Here is a 22,161-nt window from a genome sequence, read left to right as displayed (position 1 = left end):
CGTCCGCGGTGGATACGCTTTCCCCAACGGTTGGCTCTTGCCAATCACTGGTAAACCCGACATAACTGCCGGGAGAAAACGGAAAGTTCAATCCATCGAAGGAGACCCAGCCGATGACCGATCCCCTGATTAAGCGGCTGTTCCTGTTGGACGGAATGGCGCTGATCTATCGCGCCCATTTTGCCATGGTGCGCAGCCCTCGTTACACGTCGGCGAGCGTCTGCACGTCGGCGGTGTTTGGGATGACCAACGCCATCCTGGATATCTTGAAACGCGAAGAGCCTTCGCACATCGCCGCGGTCTTCGACACCTCCGCGCCCACCCATCGGCACATCGAATATCCCGCCTACAAGGCGCAGCGCGATGCGATGCCCGAAGATCTTTCCAGCCAGATCCCACTGGTCTTCCGGTTGTTCGAAGCCTTCAATATTCCCGTGATCACGATCGATGGGTACGAAGCCGACGACATCATCGGCACGCTGGCGCACGAAGCCGAACAGCAGCATTTCACGACCTACATGGTCACTCCCGATAAAGACTTCCAACAACTGCTGACCGACAACATCTACATCTACCGACCCGGACGGCAGGGGAACACGCACGAAGTGGTCGGCGTGGCCGACGTGCTCGAAAAATGGGGACTCGAAAACGTTCGTCAGTTCATCGACATCTTGGGGTTGATGGGGGATGCCAGCGATAACATTCCGGGGATCAAAGGGATCGGGGAGAAAACAGCTCAGAAGCTAATCGCCGACTTTGGATCGATCGAAAATCTGTTGCAGTCGACCGGCAAACTTAAAGGCAAACAACGCGAACGCGTTGAGCAAGGGGCCGATGATGCGATCCTGTCCAAACGCTTGGCAACGATTCTTTTAGACGTGCCGCACACGATCGATCTCGATTCGCTGAAGGCGAAAGATTTTGACAAAGAGCGACTCAGCCAATTGTTCATGGAACTTGAATTTGAAACGTTTGGCAAACGCATGTTCGGCAAATCGTTTTCGGTGGGAGCCACGAAAGCCAAAGTGGTCCGCGAAAAGCGGGAAGCCGAAATCCAACAACAGCTGTTCTTCGACGAGCCGGTCGAAGAGAAAACGATCCACAATTCGCCTCACACCTACCACACGATCACGACCGCTAACGAGCGGAGCGCGCTGGTGGAGAAGCTGTTGGCCCAAAAGCGAATCTGTTTCGACACCGAGACGACGGGGCTGAATCCACGCGAAGTGGAACCTCTCGGTTTGTCGTTTTCGTTTGCGGACAACGAAGCCTATTACGTCGTCTTCCCGACCTCGCCTGAAGAAACCAAGACCGTGCTGGAACAGTTCCGCCCGGTCTTTGAAAACGAAGCGATTGAAAAGGTTGGCCACAACCTGAAGTACGACATCACGCTGTTGAAGTGGCAGGGAATCGAAGTCCGCGGTGCGTTGTTCGATACGATGCTGGCGCATTCGATGAAAGAGCCCGAGATGCGACATGGACTCGATTATCTGGCAAAGCTGTACCTCGGTTACACGCCAATCCCGACCAGCGATTTAATTGGCCCCAAGGGGCCCGAACAGAAAAACATGCGTGACGTGCCGCTGGAACAATTGGCCCAATACGCCTGTGAGGACGCGGACGTCACGTGGCGAATCAACGATGTCATCCGGGCCGACATCGAAAATCGTGGCGTCAGCCAGGTTTGCTACGAAGTCGAATGCCCGCTGATCCCCGTGCTGGTCGACATGGAATTCGAAGGTATTCGATTGGATGTCGATTCGCTGGCCGTCTATTCAAAACATCTCGAAGGAGAGATTGCCGATCTGACAGCCCGGATCCACTCCGCCGCCGGCCGCGAATTTAACATCGATTCGCCAAAGCAGTTGGGCGTTGTCTTGTACGAAGATCTACAGATCGACGACAAGCCGAAGAAGACGGCGACGGGCCAATATTCAACGCGTGAATCCGAGTTGCTGCGGCTCTCCGGGCGGCACGAGATCGTGCAGGATATCCTCGACTACCGCAGCGCCGTCAAACTCAAAAACACCTATGTCGATCAATTGCCGGCAGCGGTAAATCCGCAGACAGGACGGCTGCACACGCATTACAGCCAGACATGGACCGCGACGGGACGGATGCAGTCGAACGATCCGAACCTGCAAACGATTCCGATCCGCAAGGCGCGTGGCAAAGAAATTCGAGCGGCGTTTGTGCCTCGCGACGACGACTACTTGATCCTCTCGGCCGATTATTCGCAAATCGAATTGCGGATCATGGCGGAACTGAGTCAAGACGCGGGGATGATCGAAGCCTTTACAAGTGGAGAGGACATCCATACGGTCACCGCATCGAAGGTCTACAAAGTCGACCTCGCCGACGTCACCCGCGAGATGCGAGACAAAGCCAAGACGGTCAACTTCGGCATCCTGTACGGGATCTCGGCTTTTGGATTGCAGCAACGATTAAACATTCCTCGCGGCGAAGCGTCGGCGCTAATCGACAACTACTTTGAAAAGTACCCCGGCGTGCAAACCTACATCGATGCGACGATCGCGTTTGCCAAAGAACATGGCTACGTTGTCACCAAGACCGGCCGCCGCCGCTATCTCCGCGACATCACCTCGCGCAATCATTCCGCTCGCACCGCGTCGGAACGCTTGGCGATGAACAGTCCGATCCAAGGAACGGCCGCCGACATGCTGAAGCTGGCGATGATCAAGGTGCATGCGGCGCTGAAGGCTGCGGACATGAAGACCAAGATGCTGTTGACCGTTCACGATGAAATCGTCTTCGACCTGCATAAATCGGAGCAAGAGAGCGCGGTGCCTTTAATTGAAGAGGCAATGCGAACGGCGTTTCCGATGAGTGTTCCGATCGTGGTCGAAACGGGGGTCGGTAAAAACTGGCTCGAAGCCCACTGAGCACCATCGCATGGGGGGAATATGGTACCATCGTGGCGACCGCGTTTGAAAACCCGCCCGTTCGCTGCCCTCTACCGCCCGACGATTGAAGAATATGAAGCCATCGCTTTCCCTGTTGCTGTTCGCCCTTACCGCGTTCCCCTGTGCTGCGGCAGACGAAGCGGATTACTATCGAATCATCTCGATCAGCACTCCCAAGGCGCAAACCGCGTCGCGTTCGCAAAACTGGAAACCCGCCCCCGATGGGCTGACGCTGGAAGTCAGCGGGATCACGCGTGTCGACGACTCACGGATCGCGGTCGCTATCCGCAAAGGAGAGGTCTGGTTTCTGGATGGTGTTTACGATGACCCGCCCGCCAAAGTGGGATATCACCGTTTTGCGACGGCGCTTCATGAGCCGCTCGGGCTGCTGAAACACAACGATGCCTATTACTGTGTCCAACGCAGCGAATTGACACGTCTTGCGGATCTGGATGGCGATGACGTTGCCGACGAATACCGAACGGTTGCCAAAGGCTGGGGAGTCACTGGACATTATCACGAATACGCGTATGGTCCCAAGCTGGATGGCCACGGAAATCTGTGGCTGACACTAAACATCGGCCTGGGACTCAACAAAGACCAACAGCGATACGCGGTCACCGATCCCAAGCTGGGCTACCGACAAGGGCTGTGGCGCGGTTGGGGAATGATGGTTGACCCGACGGGGAAACTAAATCCCGTTTGCGCGGGGATGCGGTCGCCATCGGGGCTTGGTTCGAACGCCGCCGGAGACATGTTCTACACCGATCAGCAAGGGAACTGGGTCGCCACCAATTCGCTGCATCACATGCGTCCTGGAGTCTTCTTTCATCATGCCGAAGCACTCGCTTCGATGCAGCAGCCCGGTTCGACCATTCAGGGAATCACCCAGGTTCCCGATGGCATCGCATTGCCCGAAGCGCTACAGCGGATGCCAGCGATGCAACCGCCTGCGGTTTGGTTTCCTTACAAGAAAATGGGGCAATCGACGACCGACGTCATGTTGGACGCCAGCGAAGGAGGCTTCGGTCCGTTTGCCGGTCAGTTGTTGATCGGCGAATTCACCCAAGCTTCGATCAATCGTGTCTTTTTAGAAAAGGTCGACGGCGAATATCAGGGAGCCTGTTTTCCCTTCCGCCGTGGTTTGGGATCCGCGGTTTTGCGGCTGACCCAAGGGAACGACGGCAGCGTTTTTGTGGGACTGACCAATCGTGGGTGGAGCAGCCTTGGAGAGGCTTCCTACGGTTTGCAGCGTTTGGTATGGACCGGCAAGATGCCGACCGAGATCCAAGAGATGCGGGCGACGCCCGACGGATTTGAATTGGTCTTCACCAAACCGATGGATCGCGACAGCTTAAAGAATGCCGATTCGTATTCGATCCGCAGCTACACGTATCGTTACCAATCGGGATATGGGAGCGATGAAATCCAAGACCGCGTCTTGAATGTCGAACCGGTTGACGTGTCGGATGACGGACGCCGCGTGCGTCTAAAGGTCGACCCGCTGCGTCGGTTCTTCGTTCACGAACTGCACGCTCCCGGCGTCCGCGACACCGAGGGGCAACCGCTGCTGCACGCCAATGCCTACTATACGCTGAACCGAATCCCGGGAAAGAACTAATCTCTACAAGACGTTCCTAGCGATGAGCATTCCGATTTGCCGCCTCCAGCGCTTCAAGCGATTGCGGCGTGGTCGGCGAACCGAACCCGCGTTTCCCGTGGCGTGGGAAACATAGAATGCGGGTGTTTCTAGAATTCTGACAGATCAAAATTGAAGACGTTTTCGCCAGCGACCACGTCGATCTGTTTGCTATAACCTGCCGGGGTCGTCGGCATGCTCTCGTTGCCTGTCGGCTGTGTCACGGTTAGAAGCACCGCCTGTTTCCCCATTCTTGCGCCGACTTCCCCATTGGCATAACTCAAGACATATTCGCCGTCGGAATTGGTCACCGCTTCGGAAGGCGCGCCATTCCCACTTTCGGGGATAAACATCAACGTCACCCCGGCCAACGGCTGGCCTTTGTCGGTCACTTGTCCTCGCACATCAGCGAGCAGCGGATCCGATCCGCTGCAACCGATAAACGCAGACAATCCGCAGGCCAAGACCAGAAACTCGAAGCATTGGAATAAACCGCTGGTGACAAATTTTGGGTGACTCACAGGTGACATTCCTCGATTCGAAGGTTCGCGTTCCCTGCATCCCAAAACAATCTCCAAGACTTCAATCCATCGAAATCACACTCCGCATTGCGGCCCACCGACTCAAGCGGTCTACTTCAGTCTCCCCATTCGTCTCACGAGCAAACCGTTCGCTGTACCGAGTGCAGCGACGCATTCTCGCGATGAGGAATCCGACCGACGATGGGTCCTATTCCTAATCTAAGTTCAACCGTTCTGGTTGCATGAACTCGGGTCCGACGCGGTTCCACTTAGAATCCCGAAAGCACAAGTCCGTCGCGGCGATCGGCCAGTTTGATCAGGTCCACATAATCGATGGTTTCGGAAACAAAACGCACCGCGCCATCGGCCACAGCAAACTGGGCTCCGCCGGGGTGGTTCGAGCGCAGGGTTGTATTCTTCGCGAGGCCGTGAAATTCGGAACAGGAATTGTTCACATAGATATTCGAGTTCACTGGGCGCATAATCGTCGTCAAATTGTACGCTTGAGAATTGGCATTCCCACGCGCATTCCCGCTGGACCACATTCCTCCGCGACGACTCCCAGAGCGACAGTCTCGCAAACGCGAAGCGCCCGTCGAGTGCTCACGAAGCGAGGAAGATTGTTCCCCCACGCAGAATGTATTACTGGTTCCATCCAAAATGTCGCGAAACTTCAGGACCGGCGTGGTGGGATTGGCCAAATTGCTGGAAATCGGCATAACGCCATTAAAACTCTGGTGCCCCACGCCGTTGACCGATGGTGAGACTCGCGTTGCGATATTGCTTGGATCTTGAGACGTCCCCGCGATACCAACATAGCTGGGCACCTGCACGGTGATCGATGTGGGCGCCCCCAGTCCGCGTGTTCCTCCGCTGGTACTGTCGGTTTGAACGTTGGGCAGATCGCTCGAGGGACAGTCGTAGATATCGATCACCGTCCCGTCCTTAATCTTCCAATTGCGATCGGTCCCGGTCCCTACCCAATCGGTACCGACGAAGGTGGCTTGATCATAGATCGCCGACTGTTCGATAAATGGTAGAATGCGAACCAACCATGAAGCTTGAGCTTGATTCGTAATGCTGGGATCACCTTCGGGCATCCCTCCTGGCGGAAGTCTGCCGAACGTGTCGTGATAATTGTGAATCGCAAGTCCAATCTGCTTTAGATGACTGCTGCACTTCATTCGCCTTGCAGCCTCTCTGGCCGCTTGAACCGCCGGCAACAATAAACCGACCAATATTCCAATGATGGCGATTACAACCAGTAACTCAACCAGCGTAAAGCCAGTCGTTCTTGTAAAGTCTTGCGTCTTCTTCATCGCGCCCCTCCCTGCATTGAATTTCGAATGTCGAACCAACATGGATTCAAACACGAATGCAATTGAATCCCGACACACCACCCGCCTTGGCGACCGCAACCTACCACACGAGCGTCAAGACGTCACGTGGCTAAGATCGCGATTTTTATGTTTTTTTGTTTGGTCACACATCCGCATGACAGCATTCCACCGTCATCCTCCCGGTTCGCCGATTTGAATTTCAAGTTTTTATGTGGAGAACATATGCTTGTGTTACAAACGTCTCACCGCAACAACGACAACCTCCGCGCATCGCGTCTCACATCAACGGCACGTTCATCTGACGTTCTTGCTCGCAAAGTGAACATTCGAAAAATAGATGCCCGCACGTCGGGAAGTGGATGTTCTCTACCTGCGAAGAGACTTCACGCTGTCATCGATGGCGCGGAGGAATCAGAAAGCAACGTGCAGTGGAGGCGCGTCGATACGACTCAATCGATCGGAGAGACGATCGAGTTGTCCTTTGTCAGCGTGGGATGTTCGCCGCTGAGCCCTACCAACGCTTCCCCCGCGTCGACCGAAGCTTCGGCGGCGGCAGCGATCGCCAGCGATGCAGCCGATGGCGCCGCGTTCGGATCGATATCGCTAGCGACTTCAACGCGACCGACAAGCCACAATGTGAACAGGGTCGCCGCGGCGGCGATCCACCCCACCGTACCAAAGTTTTCCAACTTTCCGTCGCTCGATTCGACCACGATCATTCCGCCCAAGTAGGCGCCGATGCCGCTGGCGACATGCTGCACCGACGAGTTTGCACTCAGGAAAGCGCCACGACGTTCCCGCCGGACGCTGCTGGTAACGATCGCCATCGCCGGGATCATCCGTCCCACATTGCAGACCATCAACGCACCAAAGATCGCGACGGCGACCGCGACGTGTGTGGCGGGAAGATGGGTGACGACGAACAGCAGCACCGCCGAGGCGGGGGCGACGATGCGGTAGACACGTCGCTTGCCATAGCGATCGGCGCACCGTCCGACAACTGGCGCTGCCAACAACGTTAACGCGCCACCACAGATGTAGATTAACGGAAGTTGGTTCTCCGTCATTCCGACGTTACTGACCAGGTAGGCGCTCAGATAGGGAAAGACGGTGAAACTGCCGATCATCAACGAAACGATCAATGCAAACGCATTCAGGTGATTGCGATCCGAAAACGTTTCGACCAGCGACTTCAGTGGATTGGTTTGCACGTCGTGAATGTGAGCGTCCAACGGCGGCAAGGCCAGCCGCGCCAACATGAGAATCGGAAACCCGCCCAAAGCCAGAACCACAAACGGAACATGCCATCCGAAGTTGGTCCCCAAGACCAAACCGAAAGGGACTCCCGCAACCGAAGCCAGGGCAAAACCTGTCATCAGTGTGCCGGTAGCGCGGCCGCGGCGTTCTTCGGGAAAGACGTCACCGATGATCGCCATCGTAATCCCACCCAACACACCGCCGAACGCTCCCGTCACCACGCGGGCAACGAGCAGCAGATCGTAGGTAGGGGCGAGGCCGCAAGCGAGCGTTCCCAGCAGAAAGCCAGCAAACAGAACAAGGAAAGTTGTCCGCCGCGCAAACCGATCGGCCAACGACGAAGCGATGATCCCAGCAACTCCAGCGGCGAAGGTGTAGGAGGAAACGATCAGGCCAAATTGCGTCGGATTGATTTGCAGGGTCCGCATCAATTGAGGCCCCAACGGCATGACGATCATAAAATCGACGATCGTGATGAATTGAACCGACGCAAGGATAAACAATACCAAACGTTCGTAGCGCGATTGCCGAATCGCTTCCGATTCGTCGTGACTTCCTTCCATACGTTAATGATCCAAAACGGTGGGCGGCGCGGGCGATACTTCCTTTCGATTGTGCGACGTTTACCGCGCCGCGTCGATCGGGGGTTTAGGTGTCTGTCTGGGACACCCCCGCAGTGATGGAGGTTCACGAAGATCGAGGATCTTGTCGGCGGAAGCGATGAATCCCGCGCTGGAGTAAGAGGCTTTAGCCGAATTTTCAGCGTGGAGAGAGGGCTCGTCGGCGGAAGACTCGACTCCACCGTTTTGCCGCGCTGGAGTAAGAGGCTTTAGCCGAATTTTTTGAGCGGGGAGAGAGGGCTCGTCGGCGGAAGCCTCGACTCCAGCGCATTGCCGCACTCGAGTAAGAGGCTTTAGCCGAATTTTTGAGGAGCGGAGTGGGGGCTCGTCGGCTAAAGCCTTGACTCCAGCGCATTGCCGCGCTCGAGTAAGAGGCTTTAGCCGAATTTTTTGAGCGGGGAGAGTGGGGGCTCGTCGGCTAAAGCCTTGACTCCAGCGCATTGCCGCGCTCGAGTAAGAGGCTTTAGCCGAATTTTTTGAGCGGGGAGAGAGGGGGCTCGTCGGCTAAAGCCTTGACTCCAGCGCTTGACTCCATCAACGCAGATTGTCCGAACGTTATGCCGTGATCGTCGCCAGCACTTGGCCGGTCGCGACTTGATCACCGACCTGGACGTTGACAGTGGCGACGGTGCCGTCGATCGGCGACGCGACTTCCATCTCCATCTTCATCGCCTCGAGGATCAAGATCGATTCCCCTTCGCGAACCTTTTGGCCCGGTTGGACGAGCTGTTTAAAGACGCTGCCGGGCATCTGGCTCGTGATGTCGGTCGAGCTTGTGGATCCGTTGGCGGCGGAGTTGGTTGTTGCGGAACCGCCCGATTCGGGTTTGATCGCCACGCGGTAGACCTTGCCGCCGACGGTGACCATGTTCCCTTCAAAGGCCATGAAGATGTCGTTGCCGTTGACCGAGACGTTGTATTCGGCGGGGCCGTTGGTCGTCGCTGCCGGAGCCGCGGCGGCGGTTGCCGCTTCGGCTGCCTTGTCGATCTTCCGGATTCCGAGTTCGGCTTTGCCTTGCAGGAACCGGACTCCCTTTTCTTTGCAGGTCGACGCGATGAAGATGTTTTCGTCGGTCACCGGCAGATCGGCTTCTTGCAATACGGCGGTCGCCGCTGCGATTCCCTTGGACGGATCGGCGTCGTTGAGTTCTAGTACCGGACGCGTGGTCACGGGAAGGCTCAGCTGTTCTTCGGCTAATTTGACGATAGCGGCATCGGGCGGAACAGGCGTTTTGCCGAAGTAGCCGAGGACCATTTTACCGTACGGTTCGGCGATCTTTTTCCATGGGCCAAACATCACGTTGTTGAAGGCTTGCTGAAAATAGAACTGCGAGACGGGAGTGACCGAGGTTCCGTAGCCACCCTTGCGGACGACATCGCTCATCGCCGCGATGATCTGCGGATATTTCTCCATGATGTTGTTGTCGCGCAACATCTGGGTGTTGGCCGTCAGCGCGCCGCCGGGCATCGGACTCCATGGGATCAACGGTTCGACGGCGGTCGCTTCGGGAGGCAGGAAATAATCTTTCATGCAGTCCTTGAAGACCTCTTCGGCCGCGCGGACTTTTTCGACATCGACGTCCAGGTCGTATTCGGTGCCACGCAGCGCGTGCCACATCACCAGGATATCGGGCTGGCAGGTGCCGCCTGAGCACGGCGCCATCGACAGGTCGATCGCATCGGCTCCCGCGTCGATTGCCGCTTTGTTCGCCAGCACGCTGACGCCGGCGGTTTCGTGCGTGTGGAAATGGATGAACGTGCCGGCGGGCAGCATCTTGCGAGCTGCCGCGATCGTCTCGTAGACCTTCGACGGGACCGCGGTTCCCGAAGCGTCTTTAAAGCAGACGGCGTCGAAGGGAATGTCGGCGTCCAAGATTTTTTGCAGCGTGTCGCTGTAGAACGCCGCGTCGTGGGCGCCGGTGCAGCCGGGAGGCAATTCCATCAGCGTCACGCAGACCTGATGCTTTAATCCTGCATCGGTGATGCAGCGGCCGCTGTGAATCAGGTTCTCGACATCGTTTAGGGCGTCGAAGTTGCGGATCGTCGTCATGCCATGTTTTTTGAACAGCTTGGCATGCAGGTCGATGATGTCGCTGGACTGCGAATCGAGGCCGACGACGTTCACGCCCCGAGCCAGCGTTTGCAAGTTGGCATCGGGACCGGCGGCGCCTCGGAACGCATCCATCATGTCGAAGGCGTCTTCGTTGCAGTAGAAGTACAACGATTGGAAGCGGGCCCCGCCGCCAGCTTCCAGCCAGCTGATCCCCGCGTCGCGAGCCGCTTCGACAGCGGGAAGGAAATCGGGGGTGAGGACGCGCGCGCCATAGACCGACTGAAATCCGTCGCGGAACGCCGTACACATGAACTGGATTCGTTTCTTCGCCACTGAATCGCCTTTGCTGATTTCGTCTTCGTTAGTTTTTTATTCGTTGGGACAAAGCTTGTCGTTGCGGTCGCGGTGCCGGATCAGGTCAACACCGACCAGAGCACCCCGGCGGCGATCGCCGAACCGATCACTCCGGCGACGTTGGGGGCCATCGCGTGCATCAACAGGAAATTGTGGGGGTCGGCTTGTTGGCCAACCATCTGCACGACGCGCGCCGAATCGGGGACCGCTGAAACGCCTGCGGCACCGACCAACGGATTGATCTTTTCGGTCAGGAACAGATTCATCAATTTGGCAAACAGCACGCCGCTGGCCGTCGCGATCACAAACGATAGCGCCCCGAGACCGAAGATCAGCAGCGATTGCGGTTTCAAGAACGTGTCGGCTTGCGTGCTGGCACCAACCGAAAAGCCCAACAGGATCGTGACGATATCGATAAAGGCGGTCCGCGCGGTGTTGGCCAAGCGTTCGGTGACGAGACTCTCTTTCAACAAGTTGCCGAAAAACAGCATCCCCAACAACGTGATCGCTCCCGGCGCGATCAAAGCGCAGATCAGGAAGGCCGCGATCGGGAAGATCATCCGTTCGCGCTTGGATACTTTGCGCGGCGGCTTCATCCGGATCAGACGCTCTTCGCGCGTGGTCAACAGTTTCATCACGGGCGGTTGGATCACGGGAACCAATGCCATGTACGAATAAGCGGCGATCGCGATCGCCCCCAAAAGGTGCGGCGCAAGTTTGGCGGCCAGGAAGATCGCAGTCGGTCCGTCGGCACCACCGATGATTCCAATCGCTCCGGCTTCGGAGAGCGAGAAGCCCAGCCAGACCGCCCCCAAAAACGTAGCGAAGACGCCGATTTGCGCGGCGGCTCCCAAGAGCGTCAGCTTCGGATTCGAGAGCATCGTGGAAAAATCGGTCATCGCGCCGATGCCCAAAAAAATCAGCGGCGGGTAGATCCCCAAACTGACGCCGAGATACAGGTAGCTAAGCACGCTGCCGGGCTGATACTCGATCACGCCATTGTCCATGATCCAACGATGCTGGTCGTAAACCCCCATCGCCATCCCTTCGATCACGGGAATGTTACCGACGATCGCCCCCATCCCGATCGGGACCAACAGCAGCGGTTCGTAGTCTTTGACAATCGCCAAGCCGATGAAGACGATCCCCACGAGGATCATGATCGCGTTCCCGGCCGACATCGCCGCGAACCCGGTGGTGTCTAAAAAATCGAGCAGAATATCCATGGTTCTTTTCTAAGACGGCCTGTCGGTTTGAAGTTGGCGCTGAAATTCTTGATGCAAGACAAAACCAATCGCGGCCAAAACCGCATCGTCATCGGGAACATGGCTGTCGGATTGCGGATGTGTCCGGCCGTGATGCTCTTCGACCTCGGGCCAAAATTTTTCCGCGACCGCCAAGATTCGTGGCAGCGCTGTGATGAACAGGCAGATCAATACCAACGCCAACCCAACGATCAACATTCCCGCCAGCGCGATCGACGCAGCCTGCGGTAATTCGTTGGCAGCGACCGTCGATTCCGCGGCGGCGGTCGTTACGGCAAACACATTCATCTTGGAGCCATTCCAAAAATCGAGGCGGGGGAGGGAAGGCAGGATTCGATCCCGTTGTCAGACAAGCGTGGAAGAATATCGGATCACGGCCACGGATTCACCCCCTAAGTCGGATTCTTTTCCGAAAACATGGAACCAGCGGTCCCCATCCAGCCCAAGTGACACAAACGCAATCGATTCCCCGGGTACCAACGTCGAATCACCCAACCGTCGTCTTATGGAGAAGTGCCCTTTCGCGGATCGCGCGGTTATCGGATCATCGCGGGTATGTCGAACTTTCGAAGGTATCAAATGACGTGGGCGTCCCGGCCAAACGCTGGCCGGACGCGGTGGGAAGTCCAGCCTCTCTTTCCAGCGAGCATCTTACTGCTGTGCGTGTGGTACACGTCGGCGAGCGCTCAAGATCCGCCGCCGACCAGTTCTCCGCCAGCGGTCGCGCTCACCGCATCGGACGAAACACCGCATTTGCCCGATACCAAAACGATCCAGCGGCGGCGGGCTGAAATCGAAGCCAATACGGAATTGGACGAAGAGGCGCGGACCGAACTGCTGGCAAAGATCGACGACACGCTGCGGAAGATAACCGAAGCCGAAGCGGCAGCGACCCGACTGCAGTCATTGAAACAAGCGGCCTCCAACGCCCCCGAAGCGATTTTGGCGGCGGAGCGGGCCTTGCAAGAGGCGGAAAAGGGGGGAGAGCCCGATCCAGAATTTTTTGGTTCTCCCGATGAACTTCAGGCGGCCAAGCTGGCGGCCGATCAAGCCGCTGCCGACGCCCGGCAAAAACGTGAGGAGTTGGAAGCGGCGCGGACGACTCGCGCCGAGCGTTTGGCCGCGGTGCCAAAGCTGCTTTCCGACATGCGCGATCAATTGAACTCGCGTTTGCAAGCTCCCACCGCGGCGGCCGACGCCGACGCTTTGCCATTCGCGACGCAGGCCCAACAGTGGTCGCAGATGGCAACCACGGCGCTGCTGCAACAACAAATCGCCGTCCTCCAGCAAGAGAAGACGACGTTCGAAATGGAACGTCCGCTGATCGAAGCCCGGATCCAACTTGCCAAGCTGGAAGAAGAACGGATGCAAGCACGGGCGACGGTGATCGCCAAACGGTTTGCCGAAGATCGCGTGCTCAAGGTCCGCCGGCGGATCGTCGAATTCGAGGCGGAAATTGCGAAGACGCCGCTGGACGACAACGAACTGACGGTCGAAACCCGCGATATTGCTTCGCAATGGCAGCCCTTGGTGCAGGGACAGGCGGATGTAGAAGCGGAGATCACCGAGCTGTCGCTGGAAGCTTCGAAGCTGAAACAGGACTACGAATCGATCAACAGCCAGGTCCAGAAAGAACTGGAACACGACACCGGCTTGAGCAGTGCGATGGGGCTGATGTTGCAGCAGAAACGCGCCTCGCTGCCCAATGAAACCAGCCTCCGCCGACGGCTCGCACAAACCAACGATGAACTGGACGAGGTGCGAGCTTTGTTGTCGGAAATCGGTTTGGTCCGCGAATCGATCTCTCGACAAACCTCCAGCCATCTGCCAAGCGACGAAAAATATTCCAGTGATTACAAGATCTTGGAACGCTTCTTGGAACCGATCGAACGGGACGCCAACAACTACCGAAATCTACTGCTCAGCAAATCGATCGAACAGCAGGACTACCTGCAATCGATCCGCCGCTTCGCCACGATGATCGACGGGCACGTGCTGTGGTTTCGCAGCGCCGAGCGATTCAGTTGGGAAGATTTTCCGCTGGCGTGGCGTGCGTTCCAGGGACTCGTCTATCCGGCCAACCTGCGTGGCGTCGCCAATGCGTTGTGGGAAGAAGCCAACGAAAACCTGCTGCTGACGGTTGCCTGGGGGATCTGTTTGATTCTGCTGTTGTTCGCCATGCCTCGTTTGCGACGGCGACTGCAGACTTTGGGAAGCGAGGCCAGTCGAGGCACCTCGGTCGACATGAAACCGACTTGGTCGGCCGTCCTCACCACGCTGATCCTCTCGCTGCTGATGCCGATGGCCCTTGCAGTTCCTGGCTGGCGTTTGGCGTATGCCGATAAATATTCACCCTACATCGAAGCGACAGGGTACGGATTACTGTTCGCCGCGATGTTTGTCTTCCCTTTGGAATTGATTCGGCAGGTCGTCCGGCCCGGCGGGCTGGCCTTGGCCCACTTCGGTTGGTCCGAACGCTCGGCCGCCTCATCGCGAAGGCATCTGCGATGGTTTCTGGATCTCGCGTTGCCGTTCGTATTCGTCTGGTCGCTTCTCTTGCATTGCGGCAATGTCCGCTGGGAAACCTCCCTGGGCCGGTTGGTCTTTGTTATCCTGATGCTGCAGACAGCCTGGTTTGTCCGCGGGGTGATGAATCCTCAATCGGGCGCGCCGTCGCTGTGGTTGCTGCAACACCGCGATGGTTGGATCGACCGCTTACGCGTCGTCTGGCACAACGCTCTTTTTGGCACGCCGCTGTTGCTGGGGCTGTTGTCGCTGGCGGGTTACAGTTATAGCGCGCATCAATTGGCGGACCAGCTTTACAAGACGCTCATGCTTGCGGTGGCGTTGATCTTGGTCGGAGGGCTGATGCGTCGTTGGGCGATGTTGAATCGTCGCGCGATGGCGATCCAACAGGTCCGCGACCGATCCGCGGCGTCGGAATCCGCCGATCGCTCACCGATCGAAGTGACCGAACATCCCGAAGTGAACATTCGCGAAGCCAATGCGCAGACGATGCGTTTGATCTCGACGTCGCTAACCGTTGCCGGGCTGTTTGGTTTCGCATGGATCTGGACCAGCGTGCTGCCCGCGGTCGATTACCTGGATCGTTTTACGATCATCCCGTCGTCGGGCGAATCGGGCGATCCGTTCACGTTGGGCGATATCGTGATCGTGGCACCGTTGATCGCGCTGACATTCATTGCCGTGCGCAACCTGCCCGGGTTGTTGGAAACAACGCTCCTGCAACGGCTGCCGCTGGATAACGCGGCCCGCTATGCGATCAAAACACTCAGCAGTTACGTGATGCTGATCGCGGGTATCATGCTCGCGGCGCGTTCGGTCGGTATCCGTTGGGAGAGCATCCAATGGCTTGTGGCGGCCCTTGGTGTCGGCCTTGGGTTTGGTTTGCAGGAGATCTTTGCGAACTTTATCAGCGGCATCATCCTGCTGTTTGAACAACCGCTGCGGGTCGGTGACGTGGTGACGATCGATGGCACCACCGGCGCGGTTTCCAAGATTCGCATGCGGGCGACAACCGTGATCAACTGGGACCGTCAAGAATTGATCATTCCGAACAAAGATCTGATCACGGGCCGGTTGGTCAACTGGACCCTTTCGGATACGACAAATCGCCTGGTCGTGAACGTCGGGGTCGCGTATGGCACCAACACCGAACACGCGTGTGAGGTGTTGCGGCGGATCTGCGACGATCACCGAAACATCTCCAAAGATCCATGTCCTGTGATCACGTTCGAGGGCTTTGGGGACAGCACATTGGATCTGGTGATTCGTTGTTATTTGTCGTCGTTGGACAATCGCTTGTCGACGATTCACGAACTGCACACCAACATCCACAACGAATTTAATGCCGCCGGGATCGAGATCTCCTTCCCGCAACGCGACCTGCATCTGCGGACGTTCCCGAAAGAGCTGCTGTCGGGAATCCGATCGGGCTCCAGCGACAACGGGGTACCGATTCGCGAGCACGCAAAATAACGCGACCCGGCCAAAGCATTGGCTGCTCGTTTGCCGCAGCGCACAAAAAAACAGCGTCGCAAGAGAGGAGTCTCTCGCGACGCTGCTTCATGATTTATCTAACGGCTTCGGCTACCGAACCGGAACTACTCAGCTGCAGGAGCTTCTTCAGCTGGTGCGACGGGAGTTTCCGCAGCGGTCGTGGTGTTTCCGCCGTCCATTGCTTCAACAGCTGCTGGTGCGTCGGTGCTGACGTCCGTGCCTTGATCGGCAGGTGCGCATCCAACGATCGAGATCATCCAAGCAGCCAAGGCGATGCCAGTTAAGTATTGTTTCATGTTTTCTCCAAGGGAACAAAAGTGTGCTGGTGAAGTTACCATTCGCTAGCATCCAAACTTAACGCAATCCACTCAATTTTTAAAGGAGTGGAAGCGGGGTCTTCGACGGATTGATCCGCCGCGGTGCCTAAATCAGGAAGTTGCAAGCCAATCCTACCAGACAGGCATGTTCTTCGTGGACGTTAGCCTTTACTTGATCGCAACGACGCGAACCGATCTCTACACGAAAGCCGAATAGAGCGGTGGTACTGTGCGGAGCTGACAAGCGGGAGGTCGAACAACAGGATATTGGCGGTTCTAACGAAAACCCTACCCACCACGATCTTAAGGTTGCGCCCGAATGAAACGCTTTAACTCACTTGCGATGTTTGCCCTGGTCGCACTAGCCTCGTCGACCGCACTGGCCCAAGACCACGAACTTCCGCCCGGCCGCATCGTGCTGGAAGAACAGGAAACCTACAGCGCCAGCGTGACGCCCCGAGCTTTGACCGTCGCCCAGCTGCGACAACAAATCGCAATGGAAAAATCGCGTCAACGGCGGGCCCGAATGGAATACAACGCCTGGCGCGGCCATCATCCGCTGCGGCCCACCGCTTCGGACATGCCGATGATGCGCAGCAATTACGCCTACCCGCAAGCACGGTTCACGTTTGTACCGGTTTACGTCCGCTAGGACGCTTGGTCGGTTAAACGTGTTCGGGGTCGAGGTTCAACCGTTCCCGTGCCGCCGCAGCCCAGGGGCTTTCGGGAGCCAGTTGCAAGAACCGCCGCCAGTGATGATCCGCTTCGATCTCGCGATCCAATTCGTCGAGCGTGCGGGCGAGGTTGTAATGGACGTCCGGGTAGTCATCGTGGACCCGCAGTGCGCCGCGAAACGCCGCAACGGCCAACTCCTTGCGCCCCATCTCAGCCAACAAGCCGCCGAGACTGGCCCGCGCCTCGACAAAGTCGGGGTCCAATTCGATTGAAATCAGGTACCGCTCCCGCGCGGCCCACGATTCGCCCATCCGGTAGAACAACTCCGCCAGCTGGAAACTGATATCTGCCCGCGCGCCGTCGCGTGCCAAGATCGCGTGGTAACAATCGACGGACGCTTCAAATTCGCCGTCGTCCTCGCTATCGAAGGCCTTCTGTTGCAGCGGATCCATGTCGGGATCCTCGCCGGCCGCTTCCTGCGAAGAATGCGCGAATGCCAACAACGTAGGGTTGCCCTCCGGCTCGGAATCGCTTTCCAACGGCAAAGCGTCGAAGTCGATCCGCAACTGGCCCCCCGGCTCGATCAAGCCTTCCCCTTGGCGAAGCAACAACTGCTTCCCCTCGATGATCACCGACAACTGAGCCAACGGCCGGTCGACGCTCGGCAGGACCTGTGAGAGCGATTCCAGTTTGCGTTCGATCGCCGCAACGCTGGCTCCGGCGGCCACCAGTTCCGCTAACCGACGGGCCGTGGCAATCTCTTGGAACTCAAAGTAAGGCAGCTTGTGGACCGTTCGGGCGGGCACAATCAGCCCACGGCGATGCCAGCGACGAATCACCCGCACCGAGACGCCCAACAAATCGGCCAGCATCGCGGGCGTGTAGAGTCGTTTGACCGCTTGTTCGGCTTCGACCAATCCCAGTCGCTGCCAGAACTCGGTTTCCGAAAGGACTTCGATTTCACCGCGGGCTGCCGCGTCGCAAAGTTCGTCCGACAGAAGATCTCCTTCGGCCAACGGCGATTCTTCGGCACCGATCACAACGATGTCGACCGCCATCGAAGGCTGTTCGCACGCGATTCCCGAATGGTCGCGGATCAACCGCATCGCATCGCGTCGCGACAAACCTCCAAGCTTACCAGCAAATGCGATCCGTTTGCCTTTGATCGGCGAATCGTCAGCGACCGATTCGGCGGTCGAAGGCTCCCCGCCGTCGAGCTCCAGGTCGGCGACAGATTCGTCCAATTCAGAGATCGATTCAGTGGATTCGTTGTCCACTGGGGTTGGATTGGTCACGCGGCTTCCTTCTGGCGGTCCAATAAGATCGAAAAGTGCAAGCTCGACGCCTTCTACCCGTGGCACCCTCGCAACAGGATTGGGGACCATGGTCGCGGAGGTACCCGCTGGCGTTGGCAACGGGGAGTGCAGCCGATAGACCGCCAAATTTCCCGATACGCTACCAATCTTGCAAATTACCCATGATTGAGCAAGCAACCCTTGTCGGGATCGCCGAATCGTTCGGCGACGCGATGTGCGAACCGCCGCTTGCCACCAATGGTTTTGAATGTGAATTGTATGTTAGAAGCCGCCGTCGCTGAACCCCAGCGAGTCGTTTACGGCTAGAATGCGCCGCATCGACCGCCCATCCGGTCGACCATTATGGGCTCCCACCGCGCCGACAACGGGGACCGCGGAATCAGCCCGCGCCAGTCCCTCGTCTCCCACCCAAACTTTCGACTTCCCCTTTCCTTCCCTCTCCACCCAATTTGATCTGCCATGCGCCACTGCGATTGCCTCCCGCTACGACGTTTCTTTGTCGCCTGCATCCTGTTGAGCTGTTTTCCGTTGACCAGCCGCGCCGACGATCCGGTCCCCACCGAACCGACGCGGCGTTGGTGGAAAGGGAACATGCACACGCATTCGCTGTGGAGCGATGGGGATGACTTTCCCGAGATGATCGCCGAGTGGTATCGCACCGAAAATTACAACTTCCTTGTCCTCTCGGATCACAACGTTTTGGGCCTCGGCCAACGGTGGATGAAGCAGACCGCCATCGCCAAGCGCGGCGGGCAAGCGGCGCTTGCGAAGTACAAAGCGCGATTTGGCGGATCGTGGGTGGAAACACGCGGCGAGGGAGACGACTTGGAAATCCGGCTGAAGCCGTTGGATGAATTCCGTTATTTGGTCGAAGACCGAGGCCAGTTCATCCTGATCCCCGGAGAAGAGGTCAGCGACCGCGCCGCCGGAAAACCGATCCACATGAACGTTTCGAACGTCGCCGAAGTGATCAAACCGATGGGGGGCGCGACCCCTGTCGAAGCGATGTCGAACAATCTGCGCGCTGTCGAAGAGCAGGCGAAGCGGCTGGGACGCGAAATGCTGATGCATCTGAACCATCCTAACTTTGGCTGGGCAATCACTGCGGAAGAGATGGCTCAAGTCACGTCGGAGCAGTTCTTCGAGGTCTACAACGGGCATCCGGGGGTGAACCAATTGGGCGATGCCACCCGTCCATCGATCGAACACATGTGGGACATCGCCAACGCGATGCGTTTAACGGTTTTGGAAGCGACGCCGCTGTTGGGGCTGGCGACCGACGACAGCCACGATTATCACGACGGCATGCTTTCGCGAAGCATCACCGGCCGCGGTTGGGTGATGGTCCGATCGGAATACCTGACTCCCGAACATTTGATCCAAGCGCTGCGACGCGGCGACTTCTATGCGTCCAGTGGTGTCAGCCTGGAAGAGGTGACATTTGACTCCGAATCGCGAACGTTGACGGTGAAGATCGATCCTGAAGCGGGCGAAACTTACACGACTCAATTCATCGGAACGCGAATCGCTCCGGATGCGGACAAGACAGCGATGCCGGCGACAGAGCAGATCGGGATCGAATTCGCCAAGCAGGAAGGGAACGTGGCGACCTACACGATGCAGCCGGGCGAACTGTACGTGCGAGCGACCGTCACATCCAGCAAGGGGGCCGATCGCCCATCGTTTAAGGACCAGAAGAAACAGGCCTGGACGCAGCCGGTTGGATATGAGACACGCTGAGCGCCCCAGCCGATAGAAAAACGCATCGGATTGCCCTCGCTTTTGACCGGACTTGTCCAGGGCAGGGGCGATGATTGGGGTAGTGGGATCGACAACGATCCACAACGGGGATCGAGCAAGCAAGAAGGAGTACCAAGCGATGCGAGAACTATTACGTCGAGCGATGCAGCAATCGGATGAATTGGTGGTCGAATTGGATTATATGGATTGTCACGGCCGGCATACCCGCCGCGTCATCAGTCCGATCCGTTTCACGTCGTCGGAACATTTTCTGGCACTTTGTCTTTGCCGCGAAGAGCCGCGAAATTTCAACCTCAGCCGCTGCCGAAACCCTCGATTGCGGTGGGCGGCAGACGTCGTGATGCCTGTCGAATTTGCCGAACCGATGCAACCGGTTGGGGCTCGCAATTGATCGCACCGGGTTGACCTGAGTGTCGCAAATCCTTACACAAACAGCTATCTCGCGTTGGCATGAATTGATGCCAGATGCGTTAGCTCGATCCCCCCTGTGCAGGAATTTGATTTGTGACCGACGTTGTCCCCGTCCGAAATGCTTTGATCAGTGTCAGCAACAAGCTTGGGCTGGTCGATTTTGCACTCGCGCTGCAAACCGCTGGTGTTACGCTGTTCAGCACCGGAGGCACTCGCAAGCACTTGGAGGATGCGGGGATCTCGGTCGAGGATATCGCCAGCTACACCGGCTTCCCCGAAATGCTCGATGGACGTGTCAAAACGTTGCATCCAAAAGTCTTCGGTGGGATCCTGGCGCGCCGCGATAAGCCCGAGCATATGGATGCGATCTCCGAACACGATATCGAGCCTTTCGATCTGGTGGTCGTGAATCTGTATCCCTTCGAAGCGACAATTTCACGCCCCGGCGTGACGACCGCCGAAGCGATTGAACAGATCGACATCGGCGGGCCAAGCTTGGTCCGGGCCGCTGCAAAAAACAGCTCACACGTCGCGATCGCGACCTGTGCTGAACATTATTCGGCGATCGTTGATGAGATTCAAACGCACGGCGGCACGCGCAGCACGCTCCGCCGCACGCTGGCCTGGGAAGCTTTCGATCACTGCAGCCGTTACGATCGCGCGATCGCCGATTACCTGCGTGGCGAATCGGCTCGCGGCGATTTTCCTCCGGTGATCACCCAATCGTTCCGCCGCAAGGCAGTCCTGCGATATGGCGAAAACCCGCATCAACGCGCCGCGTTGTACGCCAACGAAATCTCGACGTCGGCCAACCTTGTCAACGCGATGCAATTGAGCGGCAAGGAACTCTCTTACAACAACCTTTTGGATCTCGATTCGGCATTGGCAATCGTCCGCGGTTTCGCCCAACCTGCCGCATCGGTGATGAAGCACAATAACCCCTGCGGCGCGGCAACGGGCCAAAGTCTGTCGAGTGCGGTCGAGAAGGCGATGGCGGGTGATCCGTTGAGCGCCTTTGGATCGGTGCTCGGGCTGAACCGCACCGTTGACCTCGCCACCGCCGAAATGCTCTGCCAACCGGGGCTGTTCATCGAAGCGATCGTCGCTCCCGATTTCGAAGCCAGCGCGGTGGGCTTGCTGACCACCAAGCCAAAATGGCGCGACAACGTTCGGCTGATGAAAGTGGGCCGCCTGGAAGATCCAATGCCGCCGTTGGTGCAACGTTACATCAGCGGTGGAATCTTGGTTCAAGATGCCGATCGCCAAGCCGCGGTTCCGTTGCAATGGAAGACCGTCACGGCAGAGACGGTCGAAGACGAGGTCTGGGACGATATCTACTTCGCCTGGGAAATGGTCAAGCACGTCAAGAGCAACGCAATCGTCCTGGCCAGCGACACATCGCTGGTCGGCGTGGGTGCGGGGCAGATGAGCCGCGTCGATAGCGTCGAAATCGCGATCGAAAAGGCTGCCGAACGATCGACCGGAAGCGTGTTGGCGTCGGATGCGTTTTTCCCGTTTGCCGATTCGATTCCGATGGCAGCCGACGCGGGCGTGATCGCGATCGTGCAACCCGGCGGTTCACGCAAAGATCAGGATGTGATCGATGCTTGCAACGATCACGGGATCCCCATGGTCTTCACCGGGCGTCGACACTTCAAGCATTGATGCCGGAAACATCCGATGCATCCA

At 57.6% G+C, this 22,161-nt stretch carries 15 protein-coding genes; 7 read left to right on the top strand and 8 right to left on the bottom strand.

Annotated features, from left to right (window positions below; genetic code table 11):
* Nucleotides 1-113: 113 nt before the first annotated feature.
* Nucleotides 114-2,903 (top strand): DNA polymerase I, encoded by a 2,790-nt coding sequence (gene polA / locus Poly24_RS11935; protein WP_197452517.1) that lies wholly within the window; start codon nt 114-116, stop codon nt 2,901-2,903.
* Between the two features lie 94 nt (nt 2,904-2,997).
* Entirely contained in the window at nt 2,998-4,545 is a 1,548-nt protein-coding gene (locus Poly24_RS11930; RefSeq protein WP_145095147.1) for a hypothetical protein, read from the top strand.
* Nucleotides 4,546-4,673: 128 nt separating this feature from the next.
* Here Poly24_RS11930 and Poly24_RS11925 read toward each other — a convergent pair whose 3' ends face one another.
* The 6 genes from Poly24_RS11925 to Poly24_RS11900 all read right to left on the bottom strand — a co-directional run bounded on the left by Poly24_RS11925 (nt 4,674) and on the right by Poly24_RS11900 (nt 12,260).
* Nucleotides 4,674-5,084, bottom strand: coding sequence for a carboxypeptidase-like regulatory domain-containing protein (locus Poly24_RS11925; protein WP_145095143.1), 411 nt, complete (start codon nt 5,082-5,084; stop codon nt 4,674-4,676).
* Between the two features lie 269 nt (nt 5,085-5,353).
* The gene (locus tag Poly24_RS11920; protein WP_197452516.1) at nt 5,354-6,403 is read right to left on the bottom strand and encodes a DUF1559 family PulG-like putative transporter; all 1,050 of its coding nucleotides are present in this window, start codon (nt 6,401-6,403) and stop codon (nt 5,354-5,356) included.
* A 470-nt stretch (nt 6,404-6,873) separates the two neighbouring features.
* Nucleotides 6,874-8,244 (bottom strand): MFS transporter, encoded by a 1,371-nt coding sequence (locus Poly24_RS11915; protein ID WP_145095137.1) that lies wholly within the window; start codon nt 8,242-8,244, stop codon nt 6,874-6,876.
* Between the two features lie 612 nt (nt 8,245-8,856).
* Entirely contained in the window at nt 8,857-10,662 is a 1,806-nt protein-coding gene (locus Poly24_RS11910) for a biotin/lipoyl-containing protein (protein ID WP_145095134.1), read from the bottom strand.
* 104 nt (nt 10,663-10,766) lie between these two features.
* Nucleotides 10,767-11,933: a sodium ion-translocating decarboxylase subunit beta gene (locus tag Poly24_RS11905; protein ID WP_145095130.1), complete on the bottom strand. Its 1,167-nt coding sequence runs from the start codon at nt 11,931-11,933 to the stop codon at nt 10,767-10,769.
* Between the two features lie 9 nt (nt 11,934-11,942).
* On the bottom strand, nt 11,943-12,260 hold the full coding sequence (locus Poly24_RS11900; protein WP_145095128.1) for a hypothetical protein: 318 nt from the start codon (nt 12,258-12,260) through the stop codon (nt 11,943-11,945).
* Nucleotides 12,261-12,551: 291 nt separating this feature from the next.
* On the opposite strand from Poly24_RS11900, the gene Poly24_RS11895 reads away from it, so the two are divergent.
* A complete protein-coding gene (locus Poly24_RS11895) occupies nt 12,552-15,971 on the top strand; it encodes a mechanosensitive ion channel domain-containing protein (RefSeq protein WP_197452515.1) in 3,420 nt (1,139 codons plus the stop codon).
* Between the two features lie 125 nt (nt 15,972-16,096).
* Here the strand turns inward: Poly24_RS11895 and Poly24_RS11890 are convergent, their stop codons facing one another.
* Nucleotides 16,097-16,288, bottom strand: a complete 192-nt coding sequence (locus Poly24_RS11890) for a hypothetical protein (protein WP_145095122.1) — start codon at nt 16,286-16,288, stop codon at nt 16,097-16,099.
* Nucleotides 16,289-16,628: 340 nt separating this feature from the next.
* Here Poly24_RS11890 and Poly24_RS11885 point away from each other — a divergent pair, with 340 nt between their 5' ends.
* A complete protein-coding gene (locus tag Poly24_RS11885) occupies nt 16,629-16,961 on the top strand; it encodes a hypothetical protein (protein WP_145095119.1) in 333 nt (110 codons plus the stop codon).
* A gap of 13 nt (nt 16,962-16,974) precedes the next feature.
* Here Poly24_RS11885 and Poly24_RS11880 read toward each other — a convergent pair whose 3' ends face one another.
* Entirely contained in the window at nt 16,975-18,279 is a 1,305-nt protein-coding gene (locus Poly24_RS11880) for a MerR family transcriptional regulator (protein ID WP_231753595.1), read from the bottom strand.
* 480 nt (nt 18,280-18,759) lie between these two features.
* On the opposite strand from Poly24_RS11880, the gene Poly24_RS11875 reads away from it, so the two are divergent.
* The 3 genes from Poly24_RS11875 to purH all read left to right on the top strand — a co-directional run bounded on the left by Poly24_RS11875 (nt 18,760) and on the right by purH (nt 22,137).
* Nucleotides 18,760-20,040 (top strand): CehA/McbA family metallohydrolase domain-containing protein, encoded by a 1,281-nt coding sequence (locus tag Poly24_RS11875; protein WP_145095113.1) that lies wholly within the window; start codon nt 18,760-18,762, stop codon nt 20,038-20,040.
* Nucleotides 20,041-20,179: 139 nt separating this feature from the next.
* A complete protein-coding gene (locus tag Poly24_RS11870) occupies nt 20,180-20,452 on the top strand; it encodes a hypothetical protein (RefSeq protein ID WP_145095110.1) in 273 nt (90 codons plus the stop codon).
* Between the two features lie 113 nt (nt 20,453-20,565).
* Nucleotides 20,566-22,137 carry a bifunctional phosphoribosylaminoimidazolecarboxamide formyltransferase/IMP cyclohydrolase gene (gene purH, locus Poly24_RS11865; protein WP_145095107.1) on the top strand — a complete coding sequence of 524 codons (1,572 nt, stop codon included), beginning with the start codon at nt 20,566-20,568 and terminating at the stop codon, nt 22,135-22,137.
* Nucleotides 22,138-22,161: the final 24 nt, after the last annotated feature.

Source organism: Rosistilla carotiformis, assembly GCF_007753095.1.
Lineage (GTDB): Bacteria > Planctomycetota > Planctomycetia > Pirellulales > Pirellulaceae > Rosistilla > Rosistilla carotiformis.
This window is presented reverse-complemented; position numbering and strand designations above follow the sequence as displayed.

What these genes read in the sequence shown, in the direction of transcription:
- polA (WP_197452517.1), top strand. Translation starts at nt 114, where the DNA reads ATGACCGATCCCCTGATTAAGCGGCTGTTCCTGTTGGACGGAATGGCG.
- Poly24_RS11930 (WP_145095147.1), top strand. Translation starts at nt 2,998, where the DNA reads ATGAAGCCATCGCTTTCCCTGTTGCTGTTCGCCCTTACCGCGTTCCCC.
- Poly24_RS11920 (WP_197452516.1), bottom strand. Translation starts at nt 6,403, where the DNA reads ATGAAGAAGACGCAAGACTTTACAAGAACGACTGGCTTTACGCTGGTT.
- Poly24_RS11915 (WP_145095137.1), bottom strand. Translation starts at nt 8,244, where the DNA reads ATGGAAGGAAGTCACGACGAATCGGAAGCGATTCGGCAATCGCGCTAC.
- Poly24_RS11910 (WP_145095134.1), bottom strand. Translation starts at nt 10,662, where the DNA reads ATGTGTACGGCGTTCCGCGACGGATTTCAGTCGGTCTATGGCGCGCGC.
- Poly24_RS11905 (WP_145095130.1), bottom strand. Translation starts at nt 11,933, where the DNA reads ATGGATATTCTGCTCGATTTTTTAGACACCACCGGGTTCGCGGCGATG.
- Poly24_RS11900 (WP_145095128.1), bottom strand. Translation starts at nt 12,260, where the DNA reads ATGAATGTGTTTGCCGTAACGACCGCCGCCGCGGAATCGACGGTCGCT.
- Poly24_RS11895 (WP_197452515.1), top strand. Translation starts at nt 12,552, where the DNA reads ATGACGTGGGCGTCCCGGCCAAACGCTGGCCGGACGCGGTGGGAAGTC.
- Poly24_RS11890 (WP_145095122.1), bottom strand. Translation starts at nt 16,288, where the DNA reads ATGAAACAATACTTAACTGGCATCGCCTTGGCTGCTTGGATGATCTCG.
- Poly24_RS11885 (WP_145095119.1), top strand. Translation starts at nt 16,629, where the DNA reads ATGAAACGCTTTAACTCACTTGCGATGTTTGCCCTGGTCGCACTAGCC.
- Poly24_RS11875 (WP_145095113.1), top strand. Translation starts at nt 18,760, where the DNA reads ATGCGCCACTGCGATTGCCTCCCGCTACGACGTTTCTTTGTCGCCTGC.
- Poly24_RS11870 (WP_145095110.1), top strand. Translation starts at nt 20,180, where the DNA reads ATGCGAGAACTATTACGTCGAGCGATGCAGCAATCGGATGAATTGGTG.